The organism is Microbacterium sp. B35-30 (genome assembly GCF_010634855.1).
GTDB lineage: Bacteria > Actinomycetota > Actinomycetes > Actinomycetales > Microbacteriaceae > Microbacterium.
Window position 1 is genome coordinate 51730 of the sequence record NZ_MWLQ01000026.1, and the last position, 22423, is coordinate 74152.

General features: G+C 70.9%; 24 protein-coding genes. 11 read left to right on the top strand and 13 right to left on the bottom strand.

Annotation, left to right across the window (positions count from 1 at the left end):
* Positions 1-32 precede the first annotated feature (32 nt).
* A complete protein-coding gene (cydB, locus tag B2K11_RS14425) occupies positions 33-1067 on the bottom strand; it encodes a cytochrome d ubiquinol oxidase subunit II (RefSeq protein ID WP_163619104.1) in 1035 nt (344 codons plus the stop codon).
* 18 nt (positions 1068-1085) lie between these two features.
* Positions 1086-2531 carry a cytochrome ubiquinol oxidase subunit I gene (locus B2K11_RS14430; protein WP_163619105.1) on the bottom strand — a complete coding sequence of 482 codons (1446 nt, stop codon included), beginning with the start codon at positions 2529-2531 and terminating at the stop codon, positions 1086-1088.
* Positions 2532-2851: 320 nt separating this feature from the next.
* On the opposite strand from B2K11_RS14430, the gene moaA reads away from it, so the two are divergent.
* Positions 2852-3916, top strand: coding sequence for a GTP 3',8-cyclase MoaA (gene moaA / locus B2K11_RS14435; RefSeq protein WP_239526102.1), 1065 nt, complete (start codon positions 2852-2854; stop codon positions 3914-3916).
* Between the two features lies 1 nt (position 3917).
* Positions 3918-4835 carry a formate dehydrogenase accessory sulfurtransferase FdhD gene (fdhD, locus tag B2K11_RS14440; protein WP_163619109.1) on the top strand — a complete coding sequence of 306 codons (918 nt, stop codon included), beginning with the start codon at positions 3918-3920 and terminating at the stop codon, positions 4833-4835.
* Positions 4836-4850: 15 nt separating this feature from the next.
* Here fdhD and B2K11_RS14445 read toward each other — a convergent pair whose 3' ends face one another.
* The 3 genes from B2K11_RS14445 to B2K11_RS14455 all read right to left on the bottom strand — a co-directional run bounded on the left by B2K11_RS14445 (position 4851) and on the right by B2K11_RS14455 (position 6594).
* On the bottom strand, positions 4851-5459 hold the full coding sequence (locus tag B2K11_RS14445) for an ArsR family transcriptional regulator (protein WP_163619111.1): 609 nt from the start codon (positions 5457-5459) through the stop codon (positions 4851-4853).
* Between the two features lie 55 nt (positions 5460-5514).
* The gene (locus B2K11_RS14450) at positions 5515-5886 is read right to left on the bottom strand and encodes a hypothetical protein (protein ID WP_239526073.1); all 372 of its coding nucleotides are present in this window, start codon (positions 5884-5886) and stop codon (positions 5515-5517) included.
* A gap of 108 nt (positions 5887-5994) precedes the next feature.
* Positions 5995-6594, bottom strand: coding sequence for a DNA starvation/stationary phase protection protein (locus B2K11_RS14455; protein ID WP_163619115.1), 600 nt, complete (start codon positions 6592-6594; stop codon positions 5995-5997).
* A gap of 198 nt (positions 6595-6792) precedes the next feature.
* On the opposite strand from B2K11_RS14455, the gene B2K11_RS14460 reads away from it, so the two are divergent.
* Entirely contained in the window at positions 6793-8211 is a 1419-nt protein-coding gene (locus B2K11_RS14460; RefSeq protein WP_163619117.1) for an amidase, read from the top strand.
* A 182-nt stretch (positions 8212-8393) separates the two neighbouring features.
* The gene (locus B2K11_RS14465; RefSeq protein ID WP_163619119.1) at positions 8394-9332 is read left to right on the top strand and encodes an SDR family oxidoreductase; all 939 of its coding nucleotides are present in this window, start codon (positions 8394-8396) and stop codon (positions 9330-9332) included.
* Positions 9333-9452: 120 nt separating this feature from the next.
* On the opposite strand, the gene B2K11_RS14470 is transcribed toward B2K11_RS14465, so the two are convergent.
* Both B2K11_RS14470 and B2K11_RS14475 read right to left on the bottom strand, forming a co-directional pair.
* Positions 9453-9677, bottom strand: a complete 225-nt coding sequence (locus B2K11_RS14470) for a hypothetical protein (RefSeq protein WP_163619121.1) — start codon at positions 9675-9677, stop codon at positions 9453-9455.
* 195 nt (positions 9678-9872) lie between these two features.
* Positions 9873-11396, bottom strand: a complete 1524-nt coding sequence (locus B2K11_RS14475) for an HNH endonuclease signature motif containing protein (protein ID WP_163619123.1) — start codon at positions 11394-11396, stop codon at positions 9873-9875.
* A 398-nt stretch (positions 11397-11794) separates the two neighbouring features.
* Between B2K11_RS14475 and B2K11_RS14480 the strand changes: the two genes are divergently transcribed.
* The 7 genes from B2K11_RS14480 to B2K11_RS14510 all read left to right on the top strand — a co-directional run bounded on the left by B2K11_RS14480 (position 11795) and on the right by B2K11_RS14510 (position 17209).
* Positions 11795-12538 carry a sulfurtransferase gene (locus B2K11_RS14480; protein ID WP_163619125.1) on the top strand — a complete coding sequence of 248 codons (744 nt, stop codon included), beginning with the start codon at positions 11795-11797 and terminating at the stop codon, positions 12536-12538.
* Entirely contained in the window at positions 12535-12939 is a 405-nt protein-coding gene (locus B2K11_RS14485; protein ID WP_163619127.1) for a DUF3054 domain-containing protein, read from the top strand. The genes B2K11_RS14480 and B2K11_RS14485 overlap by 4 nt, the downstream gene beginning before the upstream one ends.
* 207 nt (positions 12940-13146) lie before the next feature.
* A complete protein-coding gene (gene phnD, locus B2K11_RS14490; RefSeq protein ID WP_163619129.1) occupies positions 13147-14055 on the top strand; it encodes a phosphate/phosphite/phosphonate ABC transporter substrate-binding protein in 909 nt (302 codons plus the stop codon).
* Positions 14052-14945: a phosphonate ABC transporter ATP-binding protein gene (gene phnC, locus B2K11_RS14495; protein ID WP_239526075.1), complete on the top strand. Its 894-nt coding sequence runs from the start codon at positions 14052-14054 to the stop codon at positions 14943-14945. The genes phnD and phnC overlap by 4 nt, the downstream gene beginning before the upstream one ends.
* Positions 14929-15822, top strand: coding sequence for a phosphonate ABC transporter, permease protein PhnE (gene phnE, locus B2K11_RS14500; RefSeq protein WP_163619131.1), 894 nt, complete (start codon positions 14929-14931; stop codon positions 15820-15822). The genes phnC and phnE overlap by 17 nt, the downstream gene beginning before the upstream one ends.
* Positions 15819-16586, top strand: coding sequence for a tyrosine-protein phosphatase (locus tag B2K11_RS14505; protein WP_163619132.1), 768 nt, complete (start codon positions 15819-15821; stop codon positions 16584-16586). Before phnE ends, B2K11_RS14505 begins: the two co-directional genes overlap by 4 nt.
* Positions 16583-17209 carry a TetR/AcrR family transcriptional regulator gene (locus B2K11_RS14510; RefSeq protein ID WP_163619134.1) on the top strand — a complete coding sequence of 209 codons (627 nt, stop codon included), beginning with the start codon at positions 16583-16585 and terminating at the stop codon, positions 17207-17209. Before B2K11_RS14505 ends, B2K11_RS14510 begins: the two co-directional genes overlap by 4 nt.
* A 56-nt stretch (positions 17210-17265) precedes the next feature.
* Here the strand turns inward: B2K11_RS14510 and B2K11_RS14515 are convergent, their stop codons facing one another.
* The 6 genes from B2K11_RS14515 to B2K11_RS14540 form a co-directional block, all read right to left on the bottom strand.
* Positions 17266-17565 carry a hypothetical protein gene (locus B2K11_RS14515; RefSeq protein WP_163619135.1) on the bottom strand — a complete coding sequence of 100 codons (300 nt, stop codon included), beginning with the start codon at positions 17563-17565 and terminating at the stop codon, positions 17266-17268.
* A gap of 34 nt (positions 17566-17599) precedes the next feature.
* Positions 17600-19099: a YrzE family protein gene (locus B2K11_RS14520; RefSeq protein WP_163619143.1), complete on the bottom strand. Its 1500-nt coding sequence runs from the start codon at positions 19097-19099 to the stop codon at positions 17600-17602.
* A 148-nt stretch (positions 19100-19247) separates the two neighbouring features.
* Complete coding sequence (locus B2K11_RS14525) at positions 19248-20162, bottom strand: ABC transporter substrate-binding protein (RefSeq protein WP_163619145.1); 915 nt, start codon at positions 20160-20162, stop codon at positions 19248-19250.
* Between the two features lie 25 nt (positions 20163-20187).
* Positions 20188-20913 carry an ABC transporter permease subunit gene (locus tag B2K11_RS14530; RefSeq protein WP_163619147.1) on the bottom strand — a complete coding sequence of 242 codons (726 nt, stop codon included), beginning with the start codon at positions 20911-20913 and terminating at the stop codon, positions 20188-20190.
* Entirely contained in the window at positions 20910-21581 is a 672-nt protein-coding gene (locus B2K11_RS14535; RefSeq protein ID WP_163619149.1) for an ABC transporter permease subunit, read from the bottom strand. The genes B2K11_RS14530 and B2K11_RS14535 overlap by 4 nt, the downstream gene beginning before the upstream one ends.
* Complete coding sequence (locus B2K11_RS14540; protein WP_163619151.1) at positions 21578-22402, bottom strand: ATP-binding cassette domain-containing protein; 825 nt, start codon at positions 22400-22402, stop codon at positions 21578-21580. The genes B2K11_RS14535 and B2K11_RS14540 overlap by 4 nt, the downstream gene beginning before the upstream one ends.
* Between the last annotated feature and the right edge of the window lie 21 nt (positions 22403-22423).

Consider the following 22423-nt stretch of genomic DNA (forward strand, 5'->3'; position numbering starts at 1 on the left):
TGCCGCGGGCCGCGGCATCCGCTCTCGACAGGTCAGTGCGCGGGCGCCGCCGCGGCCGCCTCGATGTGCGAGCGGGTGATGCGCTTGCGGAAGATCCAGTAGGTCCAGCCCTGGTAGGCGAGCACGAGCGGCAGGAAGATCAGCGCCGCCCACGACATGATCGTCAGCGTGTAGTCGGTGCTCGAGGCGTTCTCGATCGTGAGCGAGCCGGCCGGATCGCCGGTCGAGGGCATCACGAACGGGAACAGGGCGAACCAGACGGCGAGAACGGTGCTGACGATCGTGAAGGCGCCGAAGCCGAAGGCCCAGCCCTCGCGGCCGCGGGCGTTGGAGATCCACGACGCGATGAGCAGCACGGCCGCCACCGCCGACAGGGCCGCCGTGACGAGGGCGAATTCGCGGTCCTCGCCGAACGCCATGCCGACCGTCCACACCAGGAAGATCGCGGCCACGACGATCGTGAGAAGACCCGAGCGGCCCGCCAGCCGGCGCGCGTCGGCGGCGACCTGGCCGTCGGTCTTCAGCGCCACGAAGTACACCCCGTGCGTGAAGAAGAGCAGCAGCGTCGTGAGCCCGCCGAGCAGCCCGTACGCGTTGAGCAGGGTCAGGAACGACCCGATGAACTCGTGGTCCGCGTCCAGAGGCACACCCTGCACGATGTTGGCGACCGCGACGCCCCACAACAGCGCCGGCACGGCGGAGCCGACGACGATCATCGTGTCGAAGCCCCTCTTCCACCGCAGCGAGTCGCGCTGATGGCGGTACTCGAACGAGACGCCGCGCAGGATGAGCGCCAGCAGGATCAGCAGCAGCGCGAGGTAGAACCCGCTGAACAGCGTCGCGTACCACTCGGGAAAGGCGGCGAACAGGCAGGCGCCGGCGACGATGACCCAGGTCTCATTCAGGTCCCACACCGGGCCGATGGTGTTGATGACCTGGCGGCGGCTGACGTCGTTCTTGCCGAGGAACGGCAGCGACATGCCGACGCCGAAGTCGAACCCGTCGAGCACGAAGTAGCCGACGAAGAGGAATCCGACGATCCAGAACCAGAGGTAGGCGAGGTCCATGACGTTTCTCCTGGGCTCCTAGTAGACCGTGGTCGGGGTGTCTGCGACCGCGAGTTCCCGGGGGTCGGGGTCATCCGGGCCGGGCAGTGGATCGGGGCCCTGCTTCGAGGTCTTCATGATGAGCCCGAACTCGACCACCGCCAGCGCCGCGTAGATCAGGGTGAACGCGGTGAGCGAGATGAGCACGGTCCATCCCGGCACCGACGGCGAGACCCCGTCCTCGGTCAGCATCAGGCCGAACACGATCCAGGGCTGGCGGCCCATCTCGGTGAAGACCCAGCCCACGAGGATTGCGAGGAGGGACGCCGGCCACGCCCAGATCGCCAGTCGCCAGGCCCACGCGGGCACCTCGCGCTTGGCGTTCTTGCGGGTGAACCAGAGGCCCGCCACCGCGACGAGCGCGGCGACGCCGCCCAGGCCGATCATCCAGCGGAAGGCCCAGTAGGTGACCCAGAGGATCGGTGCGAAGTTGCCGTCGACCTGGTCGGCGAACTGCGGGAACAGCTCGGTCGTGTACTGCATGTTGAGGTCGTTGATGCCCTCGACGCAGCCGTCCAGCGAGTGCGTCGACAGCAGTGCGAGGAGGTAGGGGACGCGGATGGAGAACAGCTCGCTCGTGCCGTCGGGTGTGCCGAGGGTGAAGATCGAGAACGAGGCATCCGCTCCGCACACGGTGTTGAAGGTCGCCTCGGCGGCGGCCATCTTCATGGGCTGGGTGGCCACCATGACGAGGCTCAGCTGGTCGCCCGAGAGCGCGACGCCTGCGAACGCGGCGATCAGCCCCCAGAGGCCGAATTTCAGCGACGACCGCATCATGTCGACGTTCTGCCTGCGCAGCAGATGCCAGGCAGAGATCGACACGATGACGCCCGCGGTCATCATGAACGCCGCGAACAGCGTGTGCGGCAGGGCCGCCAGCGCGACCGGGTTGGTCAGCACCGCGAGGAAGTCGGTCATCTCGGCGCGCGAGCCGTCCTCGGCCATCTTGAAGCCGACGGGATTCTGCATGAAGGCGTTGGCGGCGAGGATGAAGTAGGCCGAGAACCAGGCGCCGATCGTGGCGATCCAGATACTCGCGAGGTGCAGCGCCTTGGGCAGCTTGTCCCACCCGAAGATCCACAGGCCGATGAAGGTCGCCTCGAAGAAGAACGCCATCAGGCCCTCGAAGGCGAGCGGTGCTCCGAAGACGTCGCCGACGAACCGGGAGTAGGACGACCAGTTCATGCCGAACTGAAACTCCTGCACGATGCCGGTGACGACGCCCATCGCGAAGTTGATCAGAAAGATCTTGCCGAAGAACCGCGTGAGGTGCAGCCATTTCAGCTTGCCGGTGCGGAACCAGGCCGTCTGGAAGATGGCGACCGTCAGGGCCATGCCGAGCGTGAGCGGCACGAAGAGGAAGTGGTACAGCGTCGTGAGGCCGAACTGCCAGCGCGCCAGGAGGAGGGGGTCCAGCAGATCCACGATGCGTTCTCCGATCGCTACGGGATTCCGTGTGGTCCGACCACAGTAACATGTGGTCAGACCACAGGGCGTGGCACTCCCGGGAAGCCGTACCCTCCTACAGGTTCCCAGCAAGCGAGCGCGGCGACGAGCCGTTGGCGCCGTGAATAAACCGTTGCACCGGAGCCGGGCGGGCTGTCGCGCGACTACCCTCGAATCATGGCGCCCCGGCAACAGCGAATGGGAGCGCCCGCGTGACCGCGATCCCGGTCACGATCGGGCGACGGCCCCTGCTGTCTCCGGCGGCGGGGGGCGCGGCTGTTCCCGCGGCACGCGCCGGCATGGACGCTTTCGCTTCCGGCCATGCACCGGCCGGCGACGCACCCACGGGTATCGGCGCGCCGCTCATCGACACGCACGGACGCGTGCACCGTGATCTGCGGATCTCGCTCACCGACCGCTGCTCGCTGCGCTGCACGTACTGCATGCCCGAGCAGGGCAACGAGTGGCTCGCCCGGACAAGCATCCTGACGCTCGACGAGATCGAGCGCATAGCCCGCCTGGCCGCGGCCGACGGCATCACGACATTCCGGCTCACGGGCGGTGAGCCGCTGCTGCGCACCGACATCGTCGAGGTGGTCCGCCGCCTTGCCGCGATCACGGGACCGGCCGGCGCTCCGGTCGAGATCGCGATGACGACCAACGGCATCCGCCTTCCCGAGCTGCTGCCCGGTCTGATCGAGGCGGGTCTCAACCGCCTGAACATCTCGATCGACACGCTGCGGCGCGACCGCTTCCACGAGCTCACGCGGCGCGACCGGCTCGATGATGTGCTCGAGGGGATCGCGGCGGCCGCGGCATCCGCTCTCCGGCCGCTGAAGCTCAACGCCGTGGCGATGCGCGACGTCAACGACGACGAGCTCGTCGACCTCGTGGAGTTCGCGATCGCCCACGACGCGCAGATGCGGTTCATCGAGCAGATGCCGCTGGACGCCGGTCACACCTGGGATCGCTCGCGGATGGTGACGCAGGACGAGATCCTCGCCGCGCTCGCCGAGCGGTGGACGCTCGCCCCGGTGCCGGGTCGTGGCGGCGCCCCCGCCGCGCGGTGGACGCTCGACGGCGGTCCGCATTCGGTGGGCGTCATCGCGTCGGTCACCGCGCCCTTCTGCGGCGACTGCGACCGCCTGCGGCTGACGGCCGACGGCCAGCTGCGCAACTGCCTGTTCTCGACCACCGAGTACGACGTGCTGCCAATCCTCCGCGACGGCCGCGGGGACGAGGCGGTCGACGCCGGCATCGACGGGATGCTGCGCTCCTGCGTCCGCGGCAAGCTGCCCGGGCACGCGATCAACGACCCGTCGTTCCTGCAGCCGGCGCGCGGGATGAACGCCATCGGGGGCTGACATGGGCCGCCTCACGACGCGCACGCCGGTCACCCGCATCTCGCTGAACGACGGCGACTTCGCGGTCCGCCGCCGCGCCGACACGCTCGTCGTCGAGGAGCCGCTCGAGATCCGCATCCTCGGCGAGGCGCTGACGGTCACCATGCGCACCCCCGGGCACGACCTGGAGCTGGCCGCGGGGTTCCTGGTGTCGGAGGGCGTCATCGCCACGAGCGGAGACCTCCGCTCGGCCATCCATTGCGGCGGACCCGGCACCGGCCCGGCCGCGGCGACTCCGCTGCTGACCATCGGTCCCGCGGCGGTCGGTACGCCGGCGTCGACCGAGAACACGTACAACGTCCTCGACATCGCACTAGCGCCGGGACTCGAGCCGCTGGTCACCGACATCGCCCGCAACTTCTACACGACCAGCTCGTGCGGCGTGTGCGGCACGTCGTCGATCGAGGCGATCGAGAAGCAGTCGCGCTACGACGTGGCGACGGATGCCGCAGCCGTCGACGCCGCCGTGATCACGACCCTTCCCGACGCGCTGAGGGCCGGGCAGGCGGTGTTCGAGAAGACCGGCGGCCTGCACGCCGCGGCGCTGTTCGACGCCGGGTCGGGGGAGCTCCTCGTGCTCCGCGAGGACGTCGGCCGCCACAATGCCGTCGACAAGGTCATCGGCTGGGCGGTGCTCGAAGACCGGCTGCCGCTGACCGGAACGGTGCTGCAGGTGTCGGGCCGGGCGAGCTTCGAGCTCGTGCAGAAGGCCGTGATGGCCGGCATCCCGATCTTGTCCGCCGTGTCGGCGCCCTCGTCCCTCGCGGTGGAACTCGCCGCCGCCTCGGGACTCACGCTCGTGGGGTTCGTGCGCGGATCCTCGATGAACGTCTACTCGCACCCCGAGCGGGTGCGCGTGCCGGCGGCCGCCGAGCTCTGATCCCTCCGGCCCGACTCAGTGTCGCGCGGCGGTGAGGTGCACGACGCACTGCGTCGGGTCGCACGAGGCGGCGATGCCCTCGACCCGCAGCGGGCCGCCGGCCTGCGCCAGCACGCTGTCCATGAGGCCCACGTGCACATCGCACAGGACGCCGCGATGATCGGCCGCCGGCGCATGCGGGCACGGCGTCAGATCCACCGTGAGCCCGCGCTCGTCGACAGCGGGGTCGAAACCGGCGTCGTTCAGGTCTTCCACGAGAGCGTCGAGCTGGTGGAGGGCGTCGGCGCCGAGCTCGGCATCCGTGTCCGATCCGTACACGCGACGCAGCAGGTCTCCGCGCCGCGCCGCGGCCTCGGCCCGGCGGATCGCCACCGGGCTGGAAGCCTCGCCCGCGCCGGTCGCCGCCGAGTAGAGCACGCGTGGGCGCCCCCGCGTGGTGCGCCGCTCGGTCTCGGCGATCACGTAGCCGGCATCGATCAGGCGCTGCACGTGCTCGCGCACCGTGTTGGCGTGGAGACCGGTGGCCTCGACCAGCTCCGAGATCGGCCGGTGCGGGCGCTCCTGGAGCAGGTGCATGATCTCGACGCGCGAGTAGCTCGAGATCGCGCTGTACCCGGCCGTCATGCACCCATTATCGCGGGAGCCTGCCGCCGATCGGGTCGCGCGGGCGCGGAGCGGATCAGAAGAGCTGGCCGAAGATCAGGATCGCGATGAAGAACACGGCCAGGATGGCGACGATGATCCCCAGCGTCCGGCCGGAGAGCTTCGCGACGCCCCACCCGATGAGCACGGGCACCGCGAACAGGAAGATCGCGACGATCCACCAGAACGTCGAGTATCCGGCGTTGCTGGCCTCTTCGAGGCGGCCGCCGAAGAGCTCCTGCGTCGCAGGGTGGGTGGCGAAGCGCACCGCGATCGAGATGGGGACCGCCACGAACACGAACACGACGAGCCCGATGAGCCAGCCCCAGAGGACGGGGCTGCCGTTGCCCGCGAGGACCCCGCCGTGAAGTTCGGGTTCGGGCTGGTGCTGCTGCTTGCCTGATGCCATGGGCATGACTCTAGCGGCGCGCGGCCGCGTCAGTCGCGAGTTGCGCCCGGACGTGGCGCTGCCCGCCGCTCATGGGGGAGGAGGCGGGCAGCGTCGGGGCGCCTGGGATCATCGCCTGGGGGTGCGATTCTCCGCGCTCACCATCCACGAGAGCTGCTCAACACGCTCGAGGACGGCGTGGAGGATGTCTGCACTCGTGGGGTCTTCTTCGTCGACGGCGTCGTGCACGTCGCGGCACGTTGCGGCCACGTCGTCCAGTCGTTCCGTCATGAGATCGATGACTTCCTTGGTCGCGATCTCGCCCTGCGGGAACTCCGGCAGGGTCGTGGTCTGTGCGACGACATCGCTGCGGCCGTCGGGGAGGGCGTGCAGCGAGCGCATCCGCTCGGCGACGGTGTCGGCGAAGTCCCGGGCCGCTTCGATGATCTCGTCGAGCTGCTGGTGGGTGTCGCGGAAATTGCGGCCCACGACGTTCCAATGCGCCTGCTTGCCCTGCAGTGAGAGCTCGATGAGGTCGACGAGCACCTTCTGCAGGTTCTCGCTGAGCGTCTCGGACGCCGTGAATCCGCGCTCGGCGTTCTGCTCGGGGGTGAGCTCCGCGCCCACTCCGCCGCGCGCCGTACGGCGCCTGCTCTTGGCCGTGCCGCTCGCGCTGCTCTTGCCGGCCGCACTCTGCGAGGTGCTCTTCTTCGCGGTGGTCGTCGCCACTGTCGCTCCGTTCCTGAGGCGCACCGGTGGGGGGCCGTCCGGGCCCGCCGTCGGGCGCCCTCGTCCAAGGATCCGCTGGGGCTAGCGGATGCCTCGACGGTAACCGGGTGGCGTCCTGTGCGCGCGGGGGTTGCCCTCCTGGCAGACGCGTGCTAGCCGTCGCCGCCGACCCGCGGTGCATGGTGGGATGGGATCGCCATGACACCGCCGAACCCCGTGCCTGACTCTGCCGGAGCGATCGCCGCCGCCGTCCGCGCCGGCGAAGCGTCCGCCCTCGAGATCGTCGAGAGTCACCTCCGGCGCATCGCCCGTTTCAATCCCGAGGTGAACGCGCTGAGCGTCCTCTTCGGCGATCGGGCGCGTGCGGCCGCCGTGGAGGTCGACGCGGCCCTCTCCGCGGGCGACGACCCGGGTCCGCTGGCGGGCGTGCCGTTCTCGGTGAAGGAGAACATCGACCTGACGTGGTCGGCGACGACGAATGGCTGGCGCGGGCTCGCCGACGCGGTGCCGGAGCGCGACGCCACGATCGTGCGCCGGCTGCGGCGGGCCGGCGCCGTGCCCGTCGGCCGCGGCAACATGCCCGACTTCGGCATGCGGTGGGACACCGACAACGATCTCTTCGGGCGCACCCTCAACCCGTGGAACCGCGACCGCAGCGCCGGCGGATCCAGCGGCGGCGACGCCGTCGCGGTCGCGACGGGCATGAGCGCGCTCGGGCTCGGCAACGACTTCGGCGGCTCGCTGCGTCTTCCCGCCTACGCCGCCGGTGTCGTCGGCCTGCGTCCTTCGCAGGGCCGGGTGCCGCGCGCGGCCGTCCGCGGGCAGTCGGTCGCACTCACGCTCCAGCAGTTCTCAGTCAACGGGCCCCTGGCGCGCACCGTCGGCGACGCCGCTCTCGCGCTCGGCGTGCTGCAGGGGTGGGATGCCGACGACCCGATGTCCGTCGTCGCCCCGCCGCCCTCGATCCACGTGCCCCGCCGCGTCGGCGTGGTGCGCGAACCCGGCGGGGGCGGCGTGCATCCCGAGGTGGCTGCCGGGATCGAACGGGCTGCGGCATCCCTCGCCCGCGACGGCTGGGATGTCGTCGACGTCGAGGCTCCGCACCTCGAGGAGGCAGCTGTGCTCTGGCGGCGGCTGTCGTGCACCGACATGCTGATGTCGCTCGATCCCGCTGTGCTGGGGCAGCCTCTCGGACGCTCAGCGACGTGGTTCCTGCGCGACAGCACGGCGGCAGCCGGCCCCTACGAGACGGCGCGCGAGTACGCCGAGGCGTGGGCGCGGCGGGCCGCGATCGCCGCGGACTGGCGCCGTCTGCAGGTCGATGTTCCGCTCCTTCTCGGCCCGGTGTCGACGTCGCGCATGCGGGAGCCCGACCACGACCTCGGCGGGCAGGAGCCGGCTGACCGTGCGTGGCGTGACCTGTGGCTCACGGTCGCCGCGAACTTCCTCGGACTACCCGCCCTGGCGCTTCCGACGGGACCCGGGACGGATGGGATGCCCACCGGCGTGCAACTCATCGGCCCGTCGTTCGGAGAGGACCTCCTCGTCGAGGCCGGACGTGCGGTAGAGGCAGGGGTGCCGCCGCTGGCCGCACTGCCGGGGCTGAGCCGGGCCTGACAGCGGCACACGCGGCTGACTACTCGCCGGCCAGGCGCCGCTGACGGCGGAGCGCGCCGGGCTCTCGGCACGGTGGCATCGGCGCGTCGACGGCGCCACGATGGGGGAGGGAGCGCGGCGTCGTCGGGTATCACAGGCACCCGCCGGTCCTCTTCCGAGACGGACAGCCGAACGGAGAGCCCATGTCTCGCACGCCCGCATCGCCGGTGGCGAGGTCCGACCTGCGCGGGCGCACCGCGCTCGTCACCGGCGCGAGCGACGGCGTCGGCGTCGAGATCGCCCGGGGCCTCGCTGCGGCGGGGGCGGACCTGGTGCTGCCGGTGCGCAACCGGGCGAAGGGTGAACGGGCGATCGAAAGCATCCGCGCGACCGTGCCGGGCGCGCGCGTGAGCCTGCGCGACCTCGACCTCGCCCGGCTGGAGACGGTGCGCGCGCTCGCCGACGAGCTGCGCGCCGAGCGCGGCCCGCTCGACATCCTCGTGCTCAACGCGGGCATCGTGCTGCTCGGCGATCCCGAGCGCCACGTCAGCGTCGACGGGTTCGAACTGCATTTCCAGACGAACTTCCTCGGACACTTCGCGCTCACGACGGCACTGCTGCCCCTGCTGGAGGAGCGGCGCGCGCGCGTCGCCGTGCAGCTGAGTCTCGCCGCGGGCGTCTCGAGGGTGCTTTGGGACGACCTGCAGAGCGAGCGCCACTACCGCCCACTTCGGGCGTACGGCGCCTCGAAGGTGGCACTCGGTCTGTTCGGGTACGAACTGGCACGTCGCTCCCGCGCTCGGGGGTCGGACGTCACGGTCGGTTTCAGCCATCCCGGCGTCGTTCCCGGCACCGCGATCGCGCCGGCGATGCGGGCGCGCGGGGGCAACAGCGCCGGCCGCGCACTCAGCGAGCGACTCGGGGGAACTCCGGCTCAGGCTGCGCAGTGCGCGCTGCTCGCGGCGACCGCCCCCGCCGAGGAGGCCCCGAGCTTCTTCGGCCCTTCGGGCGTGTTCCACTTCGGCGGTCCCGCCGCGCCGCAGCGGCCGTATCGCCGGCTCGCCGATCCGGCGGACTGCGCCCGCCTCTGGGGGCTCGCCGAACGCCTTCTGGGCGAGCGCATCGGCACGACCGCCCCCTGACCGACGACAGCATCGTTTCGCTTGCGCTGCTTGCACGCCCCGCCCGTCTGAATCCGTACGTTCAGCGCAAGTGGATCGACTCAGTCGGGCACGGGCAGGCGGAGGTTCGCGATCTCCGCGCTACGGGAACGGCGTCTCCGGCGTCTGCGGGAACGACGGCTCCGTCGGATGCGGCGCGAGCGGCTCTTCCGGCCAGGGCGCCGGTGGTTCGGCCGGCTGGTCCGGCATGGGCTGACCGGGCGCCGGCTGGTCGGGCGCCGGTTGGTCCGGAGGCGTGGTGCCCGGCGGCATCTCGCCCGGAGGGGGCTGGCCCGGGAACGGTTCGGGGACGGTGGGATCGGTCATGGCGAGTCCTCCAATTGTTCGGGCGCGTGTCGCCTCAGGGTCGGTGCCAGCATCCCGCTTCCGAGGGTGCGCTGTGAGGGCCTTGACCGCGTGCGGCAGAGGGACTACTACGCGTCGCGCGTGCCATCGTCTCGGAGCGCGCCGTGGGCGGCCGAGTCCCCGTCGAGCGCACCCCGAGTCTGCCCTCGACGTTCGTCAGAAGGGTGCAGCGGAGTCGTCGCCGGGGACGAAGACCACGCGGCGTGGGGGATCGTCGAAGTGGGCGCGGCCGGCGGGGCTGGTCCACTCGAGGGTGCCGCCGGGGAGTTGGCGGACCTTCCATTCGGTGGCGTGTTTCAACGTGTGGTGCCGAGCGCACAGGCAGGCGAGGTTGCGGATGTCGGTGGGTCCGCCGTGCGCGTGGTCGAGGGTGTGATCGTGGTCGCACCGCCGGGCTGGTCTTCGACACCCTGGGAATCGGCAATGCTGATCGCGGGCGTTCAAGAATCGCTGCTGCGCCGCGGTGGGTTGATATCGGTCGACGGCGAGCACCATCCCGGTGACCGGATTGGTCATGACGCGGTCCCACCCCGGTGCGGTGCCGGCGAGGCGGCGAGCCGTCTCGGGATCGACCGGCGCCACGCCGTCGAGTTCTGCGCCGCTGCTCGTGATTCCGGTGAGCGTCATCACCGGAACGGTGATCTGCACGATCGCGCGGATCGCCCCGAGCCCGCCGGGGGTGGCGTTGACGGTCGGGTCGATCCCCGGTGTGCCGGTCAACAGCATGTCGGCGACGAGGTCAGCCCGGATCTGATCGATGGTCCGTTCGTCGAACCACACGTCGTCTTCCCCGGCCGAGTCGCCGACGCCAGGGCCGGAGCCCAGGGCCTCACCGCCGGCCTCAGCGCCGCCGACCTCAGCGCCGCCGACCTCAGCGCCGCCGATCCCAGCGCCGCCGATCCCAGCGCCGCCGATTCCAGCGCCGCCGATCCCAGCGCCGCCAGGTTCGGTGTGGCCGGAGGTGGACGTGGCTGGGGCCGCGGCATCCGTCCCGCCGTTCGTCGCCAGCACGGCACGACGCCGTGCGGCGTCGGTGCGCTTGATGAGTTGCGCCTGGCGCGTGGTGCGCTCGATGATGCCGTGGGCGATGACGGTCGGCAGAAGCTGGCACAGCACTGACATGCCGTCGTCGACGTCGGTGACCCAGATGCGGCGCCCCCGCGCGGCGAGGTCGTGGCGTTCCTGCATGGTAAGTGGGTTGTGGATGTCGGCCTGTTGCTTCGCGTACGCGCGCGTGCGGGTGGGCGTGGTGGTCTCGGCGTAGTCGAGGACGGCTCGTTCGAACGCGGCGCGCGCGGCGGGGTCGTCGAGTGCGGCGCCGGTGTCGAGGATCGCGCTGACATGTCCGCGCGAAATGCGGCCCTGTTCGAGGGCGGTGACCGTGGACGGGAACGACGTGGTCAGGCGGTGCGCATCCCACATGTGCGACTGCATCATGCGGTCGCCGGCCCGGACGGCGAGCCCGAGCTCGGCCGCCAGCGCCCGCAGCGGCATGTCGCGCTCCTTGGACCGCGTCGATGGGATGCGAGCCTTCTGCGTCTCAGCGAGCGCGAACGCCTCGGCCAGCAGACGAAGCCTGCGGGCGTGGAGGGCGGCCTCCTCGTCGTGGAGGCGGCGCAGCTCATCGGCCAGGGCGCCGGCGCGTTGCGCCTCGACCTCGTCGCGTTGTGCGTCGTCCACGTTGTGCCCTTTCGCCGCGCAGCGCGCGACCGCGATCCTGATGGGGATCCCACCATGCGACACACGGGGCACAACGTGTATCGCGTCGTTCGAAGCCACCGGATCACCCGTCGCTTCGAATAGTTCCATCATGCCGGGGGCCTCCGACATGGCCGTTTCCGCGTGCGTGCCGAGGCCCAGCGCCGCCGCGGCCCCGCGGCGGAGCCATCCCAGCCCGCCAGCCGGCTGGGCCAGCGACATCCACCTCACTCATCCGAAGCACTCCCGCGCCGAGCGCGTGCAGCGCGGCATCAGCCCGGCTGACCGTTCGAATCTGGCGTGCGCCAGGCGGTGCAGCGTCAGGACGACGGTGCCCGGCTCCGGCCGTTCGCACGCCGTGGCGTCCGTAGGCTGGAGGGGTGGCATCCGTTCTCAACATCTCGGCGTATCTGTTCACGCGCATCGCCGACGCCGCCGAGCTGAAGCCGGTGCTGCGTGACCGCGCGGTGGCCGCCGGGCTCAAAGGCACGATCCTGCTCGCCGAGGAGGGCATCAACCTCTTCCTCGCGGGCGATGCCGATGCGGTGCGCGACTTCGTCGACGCGTTGCGTGCGGACCCGCGATTCGCGGAGCTGAGGACGAAGGAGAGCTGGTCCGAGACGCAGCCCTTCGGCAGGATGCTCGTCAAGGTGAAGCGCGAGATCATCCGCATGGACCACCCCGCCATCCGCCCCGAATCTGGCCGCGCGCCGTCGGTCGCGCCCGCGACGCTGCGCCGCTGGCTCGACCAGGGCCGAGACGACGAGGGGCGCGAAGTCGTGCTGCTCGACACGCGGAACGCCTTCGAGGTGGACTACGGCTCATTCGTCGGCGCACTGGACTGGCGCCTCGAGCGGTTCACCCAGTTCCCGGATGCCGCAGCCGCCGCCGCGGCGGACCTCGACGGCAAGACCGTGGTGAGCTACTGCACCGGCGGCATCCGCTGCGAGAAGGCGGCGATCTACCTTCGCGAGTCCGGCGTGGACGCGTACCAGCTGGACGGCGGGATCCTCGGCTACTTCGAGCAGGTCGGCGGCAACCACTGGAGCGGGGACTGCTTCGTGTTCGACGAGCGCGAAGCGCTCACCCCCGGCCTCGCTCCCCGGCCGGAGGTGCGCGCATGACGGGCGCCGCCCCGACGGCGCGTGCGACCGAGCGCCCCGCCCGGCGTGCGGTGGCGCTCGCGCTCGGGCTCGACATCGTGCTCGTGATCGCCTTCGCCGCGGTCGGCCGCGCGAGCCACGACTCGGACGTGTGGACGGGCCTCGGACAGACGGCGTGGCCGTTCCTCGCCGGCCTTGCGGCGGGCTGGCTCGTCACACGGGCGTGGCGCGCACCCGCAGCGCCCGTGCGGACCGGTCTCGGCGTGTGGGCGGTCACCGTGGCCGGAGGGATGCTGCTGCGCGCGGCATCCGGTCAGGGAACCGCGATCGCGTTCATCGTCGTCGCCGCCGTGACGCTGCTCGTCGCCCTCGTCGGCTGGCGCGTCATCGCCCCCGTCGTGCGCCGCGCGCGCCGGCGCTGAGGCGCAGAGCCCTTCGCGCAGCCGGGCGACCGAGGGGCGGCATCCGCTGTCTGCTGTCCGTGTGAAGCCGGGCGTCTGCCGACGCGCGTGGCAGCTGTTCACCTTCCGTTCCATTCGCGGTCCGGCGGTCTCGTAATTCGCCGTCACCTCGACGGGTTTGCATACCGGTGTTCTCGAAAATCCCCAGAACTCCGGAAGGAACCCCTCATGCGCCGCGTCGCAACCCCCGCACTCGGACTCCTCAGCATCGCCGCCCTCGCCCTCACCGGCTGCTCGGCCACGGCCTCGGCCTCGGGCTCCGACGCCACCGCGGACGCCCCCATCACCATCGCCACGCTCCCGCTCGGCGACGACCCCACCGCTGAGAACCCGATCGAGGCGTTCGCCGCCCTGATCGAGGAGGAGACCGGCCGCACGGTCGAGGTCACCGACGTCCCGGACTACCTGAGCGTCGTCGAGGCGATCCGCGCCGACCACGTCGACATCGGCATCATGAGCGGCTTCCCCTCGGCCCTCGCCGTCAACACCGGCGAGGTCGACGCGCTGCTGGCGTGGAAGGGCGACGACACCCCGGTGTCGACGTGCGTCGTTCTCGACGGCTCGCCGATCCAGGAGGTCGACGACCTCGCGGGCAAGACCATCGCGTTCGCCGACCAGGCGTCGAGCTCCGGCTACTTCATGCCGGTCTACATGCTCCACGAGGCCGGACTCGAGCAGGGCGAGGACTACGAGGCGATCTTCGCCGGCGGGCACGAGGGCAGCTTCGCCGCACTCGAGCAGGGCCAGGTGGATGCCGCCTGCACCGCGATCATGCTGACGCAGATGGGTGCTCCGTACTTCCCGTTCGCCGACGGCGAGTGGCGGGGCGTGGGTGAGAGCCCGTCGATGCCGGTCGCCGGCACGGTGCTCGTGCGGCAGTCGATCGACGACGACACCCGGACCCTCCTGGAGGAGGCGCTGCCGAAGGTCTTCTCGGAACCGAACGCCGAGGCGCTCGGCGCGCTCGGAGAGGGCTTCATCGGCCGCGAGACGATCATCGCGCCGGAGCCCGGGCTCTTCGAGGGCTTCGTCGACATCGCCGCCGTCGCGGGCGTCAAGCTCGAGGACCTGCGGTGACGGTGCTGACGGCGAGGACGGTGCCGACCGCGAAGACGGATGCCGCGCCCGCCGCGCCCGGCAGGTCGAACGGGGAGCCCGCCACTGCGCCGGTGCGGCCTGAGGCTCCGCAGGACGCGCCGACCACCGCCCCGGTGGTCGCCGTCCGCGGCCTCGCGGTCACGTACGACCGCACCCCTGTGCTCAGCGACGTCGATCTCGACCTGCACCCGGGCGAGACCGTGGCACTGCTCGGCGCTTCGGGATCAGGCAAGTCCACGCTGATGCGCAGCCTCACCGGGTTCGCGCCGATCACCGCCGGCAGCGTCCACGTCGCGGGGCACGAGGTCGCGTCGATGCGCGCCGGCGATCTGCGCGCCCTGCGTGCGCAGATGGGCCAGGTCTTCCAGCAGTTCAACCTGATCCCGCGTCTCAGCGTGCTCACGAACGTGCTGACCGGGGGACTCCACCACGCGGGGCCGCTCAACCTCGTCGGCGGGTTCACGCGTGAGCAGCGCACCCGCGCCCTCGAACTGCTCGACCGGGTCGGCATCGCCCACAAGGCGACCGAGCCTGCGCGTTCTCTCAGCGGCGGGCAGCAGCAGCGCGTCGCGATCGCGCGGGCGCTCATGCAGCGGCCTCGGGTGATCCTCGCCGACGAGCCGGTCGCCTCGCTCGACCCGAAGCTCGCCGACTCGGTGCTCACCCTGCTCCGCGGCATCGCGCGGGAGGACGGCATCCCGGTGCTCGTGAGTCTGCACGTGCTACCGCTGGCGCTCGCGCACAGCGACCGGGTGATCGGCCTGAAGCACGGCGAAGTCGTCGTCTCGGCGCCGACGTCGCGGCTCGACGCCGCCGCACTGTCGGTGGTCTACGACGACGAGGAGGCGAACGATGACGACGACCACTGACCGCCCGGCCGCGGGTACGCCCGGCCCGGATGAGAGGACCGCGAGCCGGCAGCGGCCCGTGCGCGACACGCAGGCGCCTCAGTTGGATCCCCACGAGCGCGAACGCCTCGAGCACGCGTTCCGCGTGCCGCGAGCCCGCTTCCTGCTGGGTGTCGTCGTCGCCGTCGCGGTGCTCATCTGGTCGTTCCAGGGAGCGGAGTTCAACTTCGCCAAGCTCGCCGAAGGCGCGGTCAACATGACCGAGTTCCTGGGACGCCTGTTTCCCCCCGACTTCTCGGACTTCGGCACGATCGTGGCGCTCCTGATCGAGACGCTGCAGATGGCGATCGTCGGAACGGTGCTGGGCGCGGTGCTGTCGCTCTTCGTCGCTTTCGCGGCCGCTTCGAACATCGCGCCGAAATGGGTGTACTACCCGGCGCGGTGGCTGATGAACATCATCCGGTCGGTACCCGACCTCGTCTTCGCGCTCATGTTCGTGTCGGCGGTGGGCCTCGGTCCGTTCGCGGGCATCCTCGCGATGACCCTCGGATCGCTCGGCTCCATCGGCAAGATCTTCGCCGAGGCGATGGAATCGGTCGATCGCGGGCCGATGGTGGCGATGGAGGCCGTCGGCGCCTCGAAACGGCAGATCATCCAGTACGGCATCCTGCCGCAGTCCGCGCCGCTGCTGGTGTCGTACACGCTGTTGCTGTTCGAGGGCAACGTGCGCGGCGCGACCATCCTCGGGCTCGTCGGCGCCGGCGGCATCGGCCTCGAGCTCACCACCGCGATGCGCATGTACGACTACGGACACCTCTGCGCGATCGTCATCTGCATCATCGTCCTGGTCACAGCGATCGACCAGGGCAGCGCATTCATCAGAAGGAGAATCACATGACCATCGCAGCCATCGACATCGAGCTGAGCGCCCCCGTGAACCTGCGCGACCTGGGCGGCATCCCGGTCGCAGGTGGTGCGCTGCGTGAAGGCTTCGCGATCCGCACCGACGATCTCGCCTACGTGACCGACGAGGTCGCCGAGCAGCTGGTCGGCGACGGCCTCACCGCGATCATCGACCTGCGCTCGCCCCTCGAGGTCGGCGTCACCGGTCGCGGCCCGTTCGCCGCGCACGCCGTGTCCTACCACCACCTGCCGCTCATCGCCAACGTGGGCGAGTCGATGGCGGCGGAGCGTCCGAGCTTCAGTCATGAGGCGATGGGCCAGATGTACGTGAACATGGTCGAAAGCGCGGCACCGCAGCTGGTCACGGCGTTGAACATCATCGCGTACACCCCGGGAACGACCGCTTTCCACTGTGCCGCCGGGCGCGACCGCACCGGGGTCCTCGCCGCGATGCTCCTGCTGGTGCTCGGCGCCGCCGACGACGATATCGTCGCCGACTACGCCCTCACCGGCGACAACATGGCGGCGATCATGCGGCGCACCCGCCCGGTGATGGCGGCGATGTGGAAGGCGTTCGGCTTCGACCCGGAGGCGGACGACGCGACGTCGTCGCTGTTGGAGGGGTCGATGGCCGTGTCGATGAGCCTCCTGCTCGCCACGCTGCGGGAGCGCCACGGCGACGCCCTCGCTCCGCTGCGCGCCGCCGGCCTCAGTGAGGCCACGGTCGCGCGCCTGCGGGAGCGGGCTGTCGCGGCATGACGGTCGTCGAGGCATCGTCCGGGACCGCGGTTCGCCGCGGTCCCGGCCGTCCCCGGGACGCCGACCTGGACGCGCAGATCCTGGCGGGCGCACTCGCCCTGATCGACGAGGGCGCGACCGTCACGGTCAGCCTCCTGGTGGCGCAGAGCGGGGTGAGCCGGGCCGCGATCTACCGGCGATGGCCGTCGCTGACGGCGCTGGTGGCGGCGGCGCTGGATGTCGGGCGCACTGTGCCGCCCGACATCCCCCTCACCGGCGACCTGCGCGATGCGGTGAGCGGTTCGCTGTTCGGCGGACAGCGCGTCAGCGTCGTCGGCTACTCCGAGGAGCGGTTCCGGCAGCGCATCCGGCTGGCGATGGCCGACCGCGACCTGCAGCAGGCGTACTGGGACTCGCACGTGTCGCGGCGCCGGGCGTCCTTGGAGCGAGCGCTGCAGGCGGGCGTCGAGCGCGGCATCCTGCGGAAGGGACTCGATCCCGCGACGTGTTTCGACCTCCTTGCGGGGGTCGTCTACTACCAGCTGGTGGTGCGCGGCGACACGCTGAGCGATCCCGTGGTCTGGAAGCGCTGTCAGGACGCGTTCGACATCGCCTGGCGCGGCATGGTCGCCGAGACCGGCTGACGACGGATGCCGGATGCCGGCGCCCCTGCTCCGTCGCAGGTGCCCGGCACCGGCTCTCACCCGGTCTTGCGCAGCCCGGTCTCGATCACGATCCGGTTGCCGTCGATCACGCCCGGGCCGTCCCCGGGGGTCGGAGCGGGGGCCGGGGTGATCTGCTCGGCCTCCCACACGGCCCGGGCGTTCTCGGCGCTCGGATGGAAGAACTCGTCGATGCCGAGCAGTCCGCCGGACGAATGCGCGGGCGCCTCGCCCTGCTTCCGCCGCCGATGTGTGTCGAACGCGAACCAGAGGAAGTACACGGGCAGCAGGGCGGCCAGCGTGGCGAAGCCCCACAGCATGATCTCGCCCATGTGCATGACGACAGGCTACGTCGTCGTCACCGGCGGGCGGTCATCGGTGGGCGAAGGCCTCCACGGTCGCATCAGCGGGAAGGTCCTCGAACCAGGCTTCGAAGGCCACCGGGGTGCCGTCGCCGGGGACCGCATCGAGGTAGGTGCTGGTTGCAGCGGCGATCGTGCCGTCGGCGGCTCGGGCGAGCACCGTGACGGCGACGAATTCCTGATCGTCGGCGAAGTGCGCGCTCGTCGTTCCTGTCACGGCGACGGTACCGTCCGTGCCGGCCGGGGTCGCGTCGACCTCCACGGTGAAGAACCCGGTCTCCGTGCCGGGCGACAGTGTCGCTTGCGAGGCTTCCGGCAGGTCGGCGTCGATGCGCGCGATCTCGGCATCGCCCAGATCGAAGAAGTAGCCCACCAAGGCCGTCTTGCCGGAGAGCAGCATCGTGTACGCCGGAGCCGATCCGATCATGGACCCGTCCTCCGCGTAGGCGTGGACCTCGGCGTACGCGTCGAACACGTAGTCCGCGTTCGGGTTGTCGACCACCACCGCGTACCACCAGACGTCGTCGTACTCGCGTCCGAACGCCGTCTCGGTCGCCGTCGGCTGCACCGGTGGGGGGAACTGTGCCCCCGGGTCGGGCTGCCCATCCGTTCCCGGTGCAGCGATGCCGGGGACGGAGTAGTCCTCCCCGTTGTACCCGTCGTACTCGTCGACGTCGCCGCCGGAGGAGCTGGTGAACGCACCGAAGACCCAGGCGACCGCGATCACGACGGTGAGGATGCCGCCGACGATGGAGAGCAGCAGCGCGCCGACTCCGAAGCCCTTGCCGCCTTGTTTGCGGCTGATCAGCGCGATCAGCGAGAGCACGAAGGAGACGCACAGCAGCAGCGGTGACAGCCAGCCGACTCCCGCCGAGCCGATGACCGCTGCGACGAGCAGCAGGAGGACCCCGGCACCCGCCATGGACAGCGCGACGACGGCGAGCGCCTTCGGCCGGGTGTCGATGCCTCCCGGTGGGAACGACCCGCCCGTGCCGAAGGCAGGCGCGCCCGGGTAGGACGGGGGTGGGGCGGCGGCAGCGCGTGCGTAGGGGGGCAGACCGGTGGCCGGTGCCGCGACGTGGGCCGCGTAAGCGGCGGAAGGCGCAGCATAGGCGGTGGGGTACGCGTACGTACCGGGTCGAGGAGCGGTGCCGGGATCGGCATACGACGGCGTGGCGTACGCATGGGCGAGGGGCGGCGTACCAGGCGAGGGGGCGGACGGGGCTTCGCCGGGTGCCGGGGTCACCTGTGAGGGAATGGCGTACGCGGGCATCGCATACTGCGGGGCATCCGGCGAGGGTGCCGTGTACGGGCGCGGCGACGCACCGTCCGCGACGGGACCCGTGGGTGCCCCGTCACTCGACGGCTGCTCGCCGGATGGCTGCTCGGCCGATGGTTGCTCGCCCGATGGCTGCGCGCTGGACGGCTGCTGGCCCGATGGCTGTGCGCTGGACGGCTGCTGGCCCGATGGCTGCTCGCCCGATGGCTGCGGGGGGCGGGGATCGGACATGCGGCTCCTCTTCTCGGTCCTCCGAGTCTGCCCTACGCCGCCGACGGCGCGCGGATCGGCCGCGCCGACGCGCGTCGGGCGAACAGAACGGCGCCTCCCGTGGAATCCGCAGGGATCCGGGGGAGGCGCCGCGCCGGCAGACGTTGGTTCAGCTGAGGCCGTTGTCGGCGAGCCAGTCCGCCGCGATGTCCTCGGGCGAGCGCTGCTCCTCTGTGGACTCGACGTTGAGCGCGACGAGACCCTCGGGGGTCAGCGCTGCGCTCACGGCGTTGATGACGTCAGCGATGTCATCGGCGATCTCGGCGTTCACGACCGGGACGACGTTCGACGCGAGGAAGAGGCCATCCGGGTCTTCCAGCGTCACGAGGTCTTCCGTCTCGATCCGCGGGTCGGCGCTGTACACGTTGGCGATCTGGATGTTGCCCGCGACCAGTTCGTCGACGGTGGTGTCGGCGGTGGCCTGGAACGACACCGTGACGCCGTAGAGCTCCTGGAGTCCGGTCGGCCCATACGGGCGCTCCTCCAGTTCGGGCGCGCCGCCGAGCACCAACCCGTCGATCCCCGCGAGGTCGGCGATCGTAGCCAGTCCGTTCTCGTCGGCGAAGGCGGCCGTGACGTTGTACGAGTCCTGGTCGGTCGCCGACGACTGGTCGAGCACGGTCAGGCCCTCGGGCAGTGCCTCCTGCAGCGCGGCGTAGACGTCCTCGGAGGTCGTCGCCGTGGTGTCGGGCTCGAAGTACTGCAGCAGGTTGCCGGTGTACTCGGGGAACAGGTCGATCTCGCCGTCCTCGAGCGCCGGCATGTAGGCATCCCGCTGGCCGATGTTGAAGTTGCGCTCGACCGTGAAGCCGCCGGCTTCGAGGGCCTGCGCGTAGATCTCGGCGATGATCTCGTTCGAGTAGTAGGCCTGCGAGCCGATGACGATGGCCGAGGAGTCGCCGGTGTCGCCCGTGTCGGTGCTGTCGCCGCTCAGTGGGTCGCTCGAGGCGCAGCCGGCGAGCGCGAGCGCGGCGATGGCGGTCCCGGCGAGCGCCGCGGTCAGGCGCGTGCGTGCTGTGGACATTTTCGTTACCTCCGGTGTGGTGGGATCAGCGGGAGAACTGCGGAGCGCGGGCGAGCGCGGGGACGCCGCCCTGGGAGCGTTTACGGGCGCCGTCCGTGCGAGGCACGGCGACGCGGGCGAGCAGGGCGAAGAGCCCGTCGAGGACCAGGGCGAGCGCGACGACCACGATCGACGCGCCGAGGATCTCGGCGAAGTCGCGCAGCGCGATGCCCTGCAGGATGTAGTAGCCGAGTCCGCCCACGCCGATGTACGCGCCGATGGTGACGGTGGCGACCACCTGCAGCGTCGCGGAGCGCAGCCCGCCGATGAGGAGCGAGAGTCCGAGTGGCATCTCGATCCGGAACAGGATCTGCCACTGGGTCATTCCCATTGCGCGACCGGCGTCGATCACGGTCCTGTCGATCGCCTCGATTCCTGCGTACGCGCCGGCGAGGATCGAGGGGATCGCGAGCACCACGAATGTGGCCACGGCAGCCTCGGTCTTGAACGCCACACCCAGCAGCAGGCTCAGCAGGACGACGAGTCCGAGGGCCGGGAGAGCCCGGGCGGCACCCGAGAGGAAGACTGCGAGCTCGCGCCCTCGGCCGGTGTGTCCGATGAGCCACCCGATCGGGATGGCGATCACCGCCGCGATCGCAACGGAGCCGAAGGTGAACGCGAGGTGCTGGGCGATGGCCGTGGGCAGCGGCAGCGAGCCGGTCAGCCGCGCGGGCGCGAAGATCCAGGCGAGCGCCTCGGCGAGCAGGTTCATGCCGTCACCGCCCGGAGGCGGGCCTGCTTGGGCGGCGAGATGCGCCGGGTCCAGGGCATGAGCGCGCGCCCGGCCAGGAGGAGCAGCCCGTCGATGACGACGGCGATGACCACGACCGCGACGACGCCGGCGAAGACTTCGGCGATGATGCGACGCTGCGACCCGTTCGTGAAGAGGTAGCCCAGATTCTCGACGCCGATCAGGGCGCCGACGGTCGCGAGGGAGATCGTCGACATCGCGGTCACCCGCAGGCCGGCGAGCACGACCGGGCCAGAGAGCGGAAAGTCCACCGTCCAGAACCGTCGCCACGCGCCGAAGCCGACCGCCACCGCGGCGGAGCGCGTCACCGGGTCGACCGAGCCGAGCCCCTCGGTCACCGAGCGGGTCATGATCGCGACGGCGTAGATCGTGAGAGCGATGACGAGGTTCAGCTCGGACAGGTACGGCACGCCGAACAGCGTCAGCAGAGCGAACAGGGCGAACGACGGGATCGTATAGAGGAGACCGATCACCGTCAGCACGGTGCCTCGCAGCTTCGTGTACCGGAACGCCAGCCACCCCAGGGGAATGGACAGCAGGAACCCGGCAAGGATCGCGACCGCGCTCTGACGCAGGTGGTCGAGGGTCAGCGCCCCGATCAGGTCGAGGTTGTCGAGCACCCAGTTCACGGCTCGTCCTCCACGAGCACGCCCTGCGTGCGCCCCGCCGGGTCGACGAGCACCGTGCCGCGCGGCGTCTGCTTGGCCCGCAGGGCCCGCGCGCCGCGCTCGACCCCGATGAAGTCGGCGACGAAGTCGCTCGCCGGGTTCTCGATGATCTCGCTCGGGCTGCCGATCTGGGCGACGCGCGCGCCCTTCTCGAGGATCACGACCTGGTCGCCGAGCAGGAACGCCTCGTCGATGTCGTGGGTCACGAACACGATCGTCTTGTCGAGCTCACCCTGCAGGCGCAGGGTCTCGGTCTGCAGCTCTCTGCGGACGATCGGGTCCACGGCGCCGAACGGCTCGTCCATCAGGAGGATGTTGGGGTCGACGGCGAGGGCTCGCGCGACACCCACGCGCTGCTGCTGGCCACCCGACAGCTGGCTCGGATACCGCTTGGCCAGTCCGCGCTCGAGGCCGACGACATCCATCAGCTCGAGGGCGCGCTCGCGGGCCTTCGCACGGGGGACGCCGCTGAGCACGGGAACCGTCGCGATGTTGTCGACGACCGAGAAGTGAGGGAGGAGGCCCGCGTTCTGCAGGACGTAGCCGATGCCGCGGCGCAGGGCCACCGGGTCCCGACCCGAGATGGGCTGGTCATCGATGGCGATGACACCCGCACTGGGCTCGACGAGCCGGTTGATCATACGCAGCAGCGTGGTCTTGCCACTGCCCGACGAGCCGACGAGCACCGTGGTCTTGTGCGCGGGGATGAGCACGCTGAAGTCGTCGACGGCGACGGTGCCATCCGGGTACCGCTTCGAGACCCCGCGGAATTCGATCGCCATGCTGCCCTTTCGGCCGGGGTT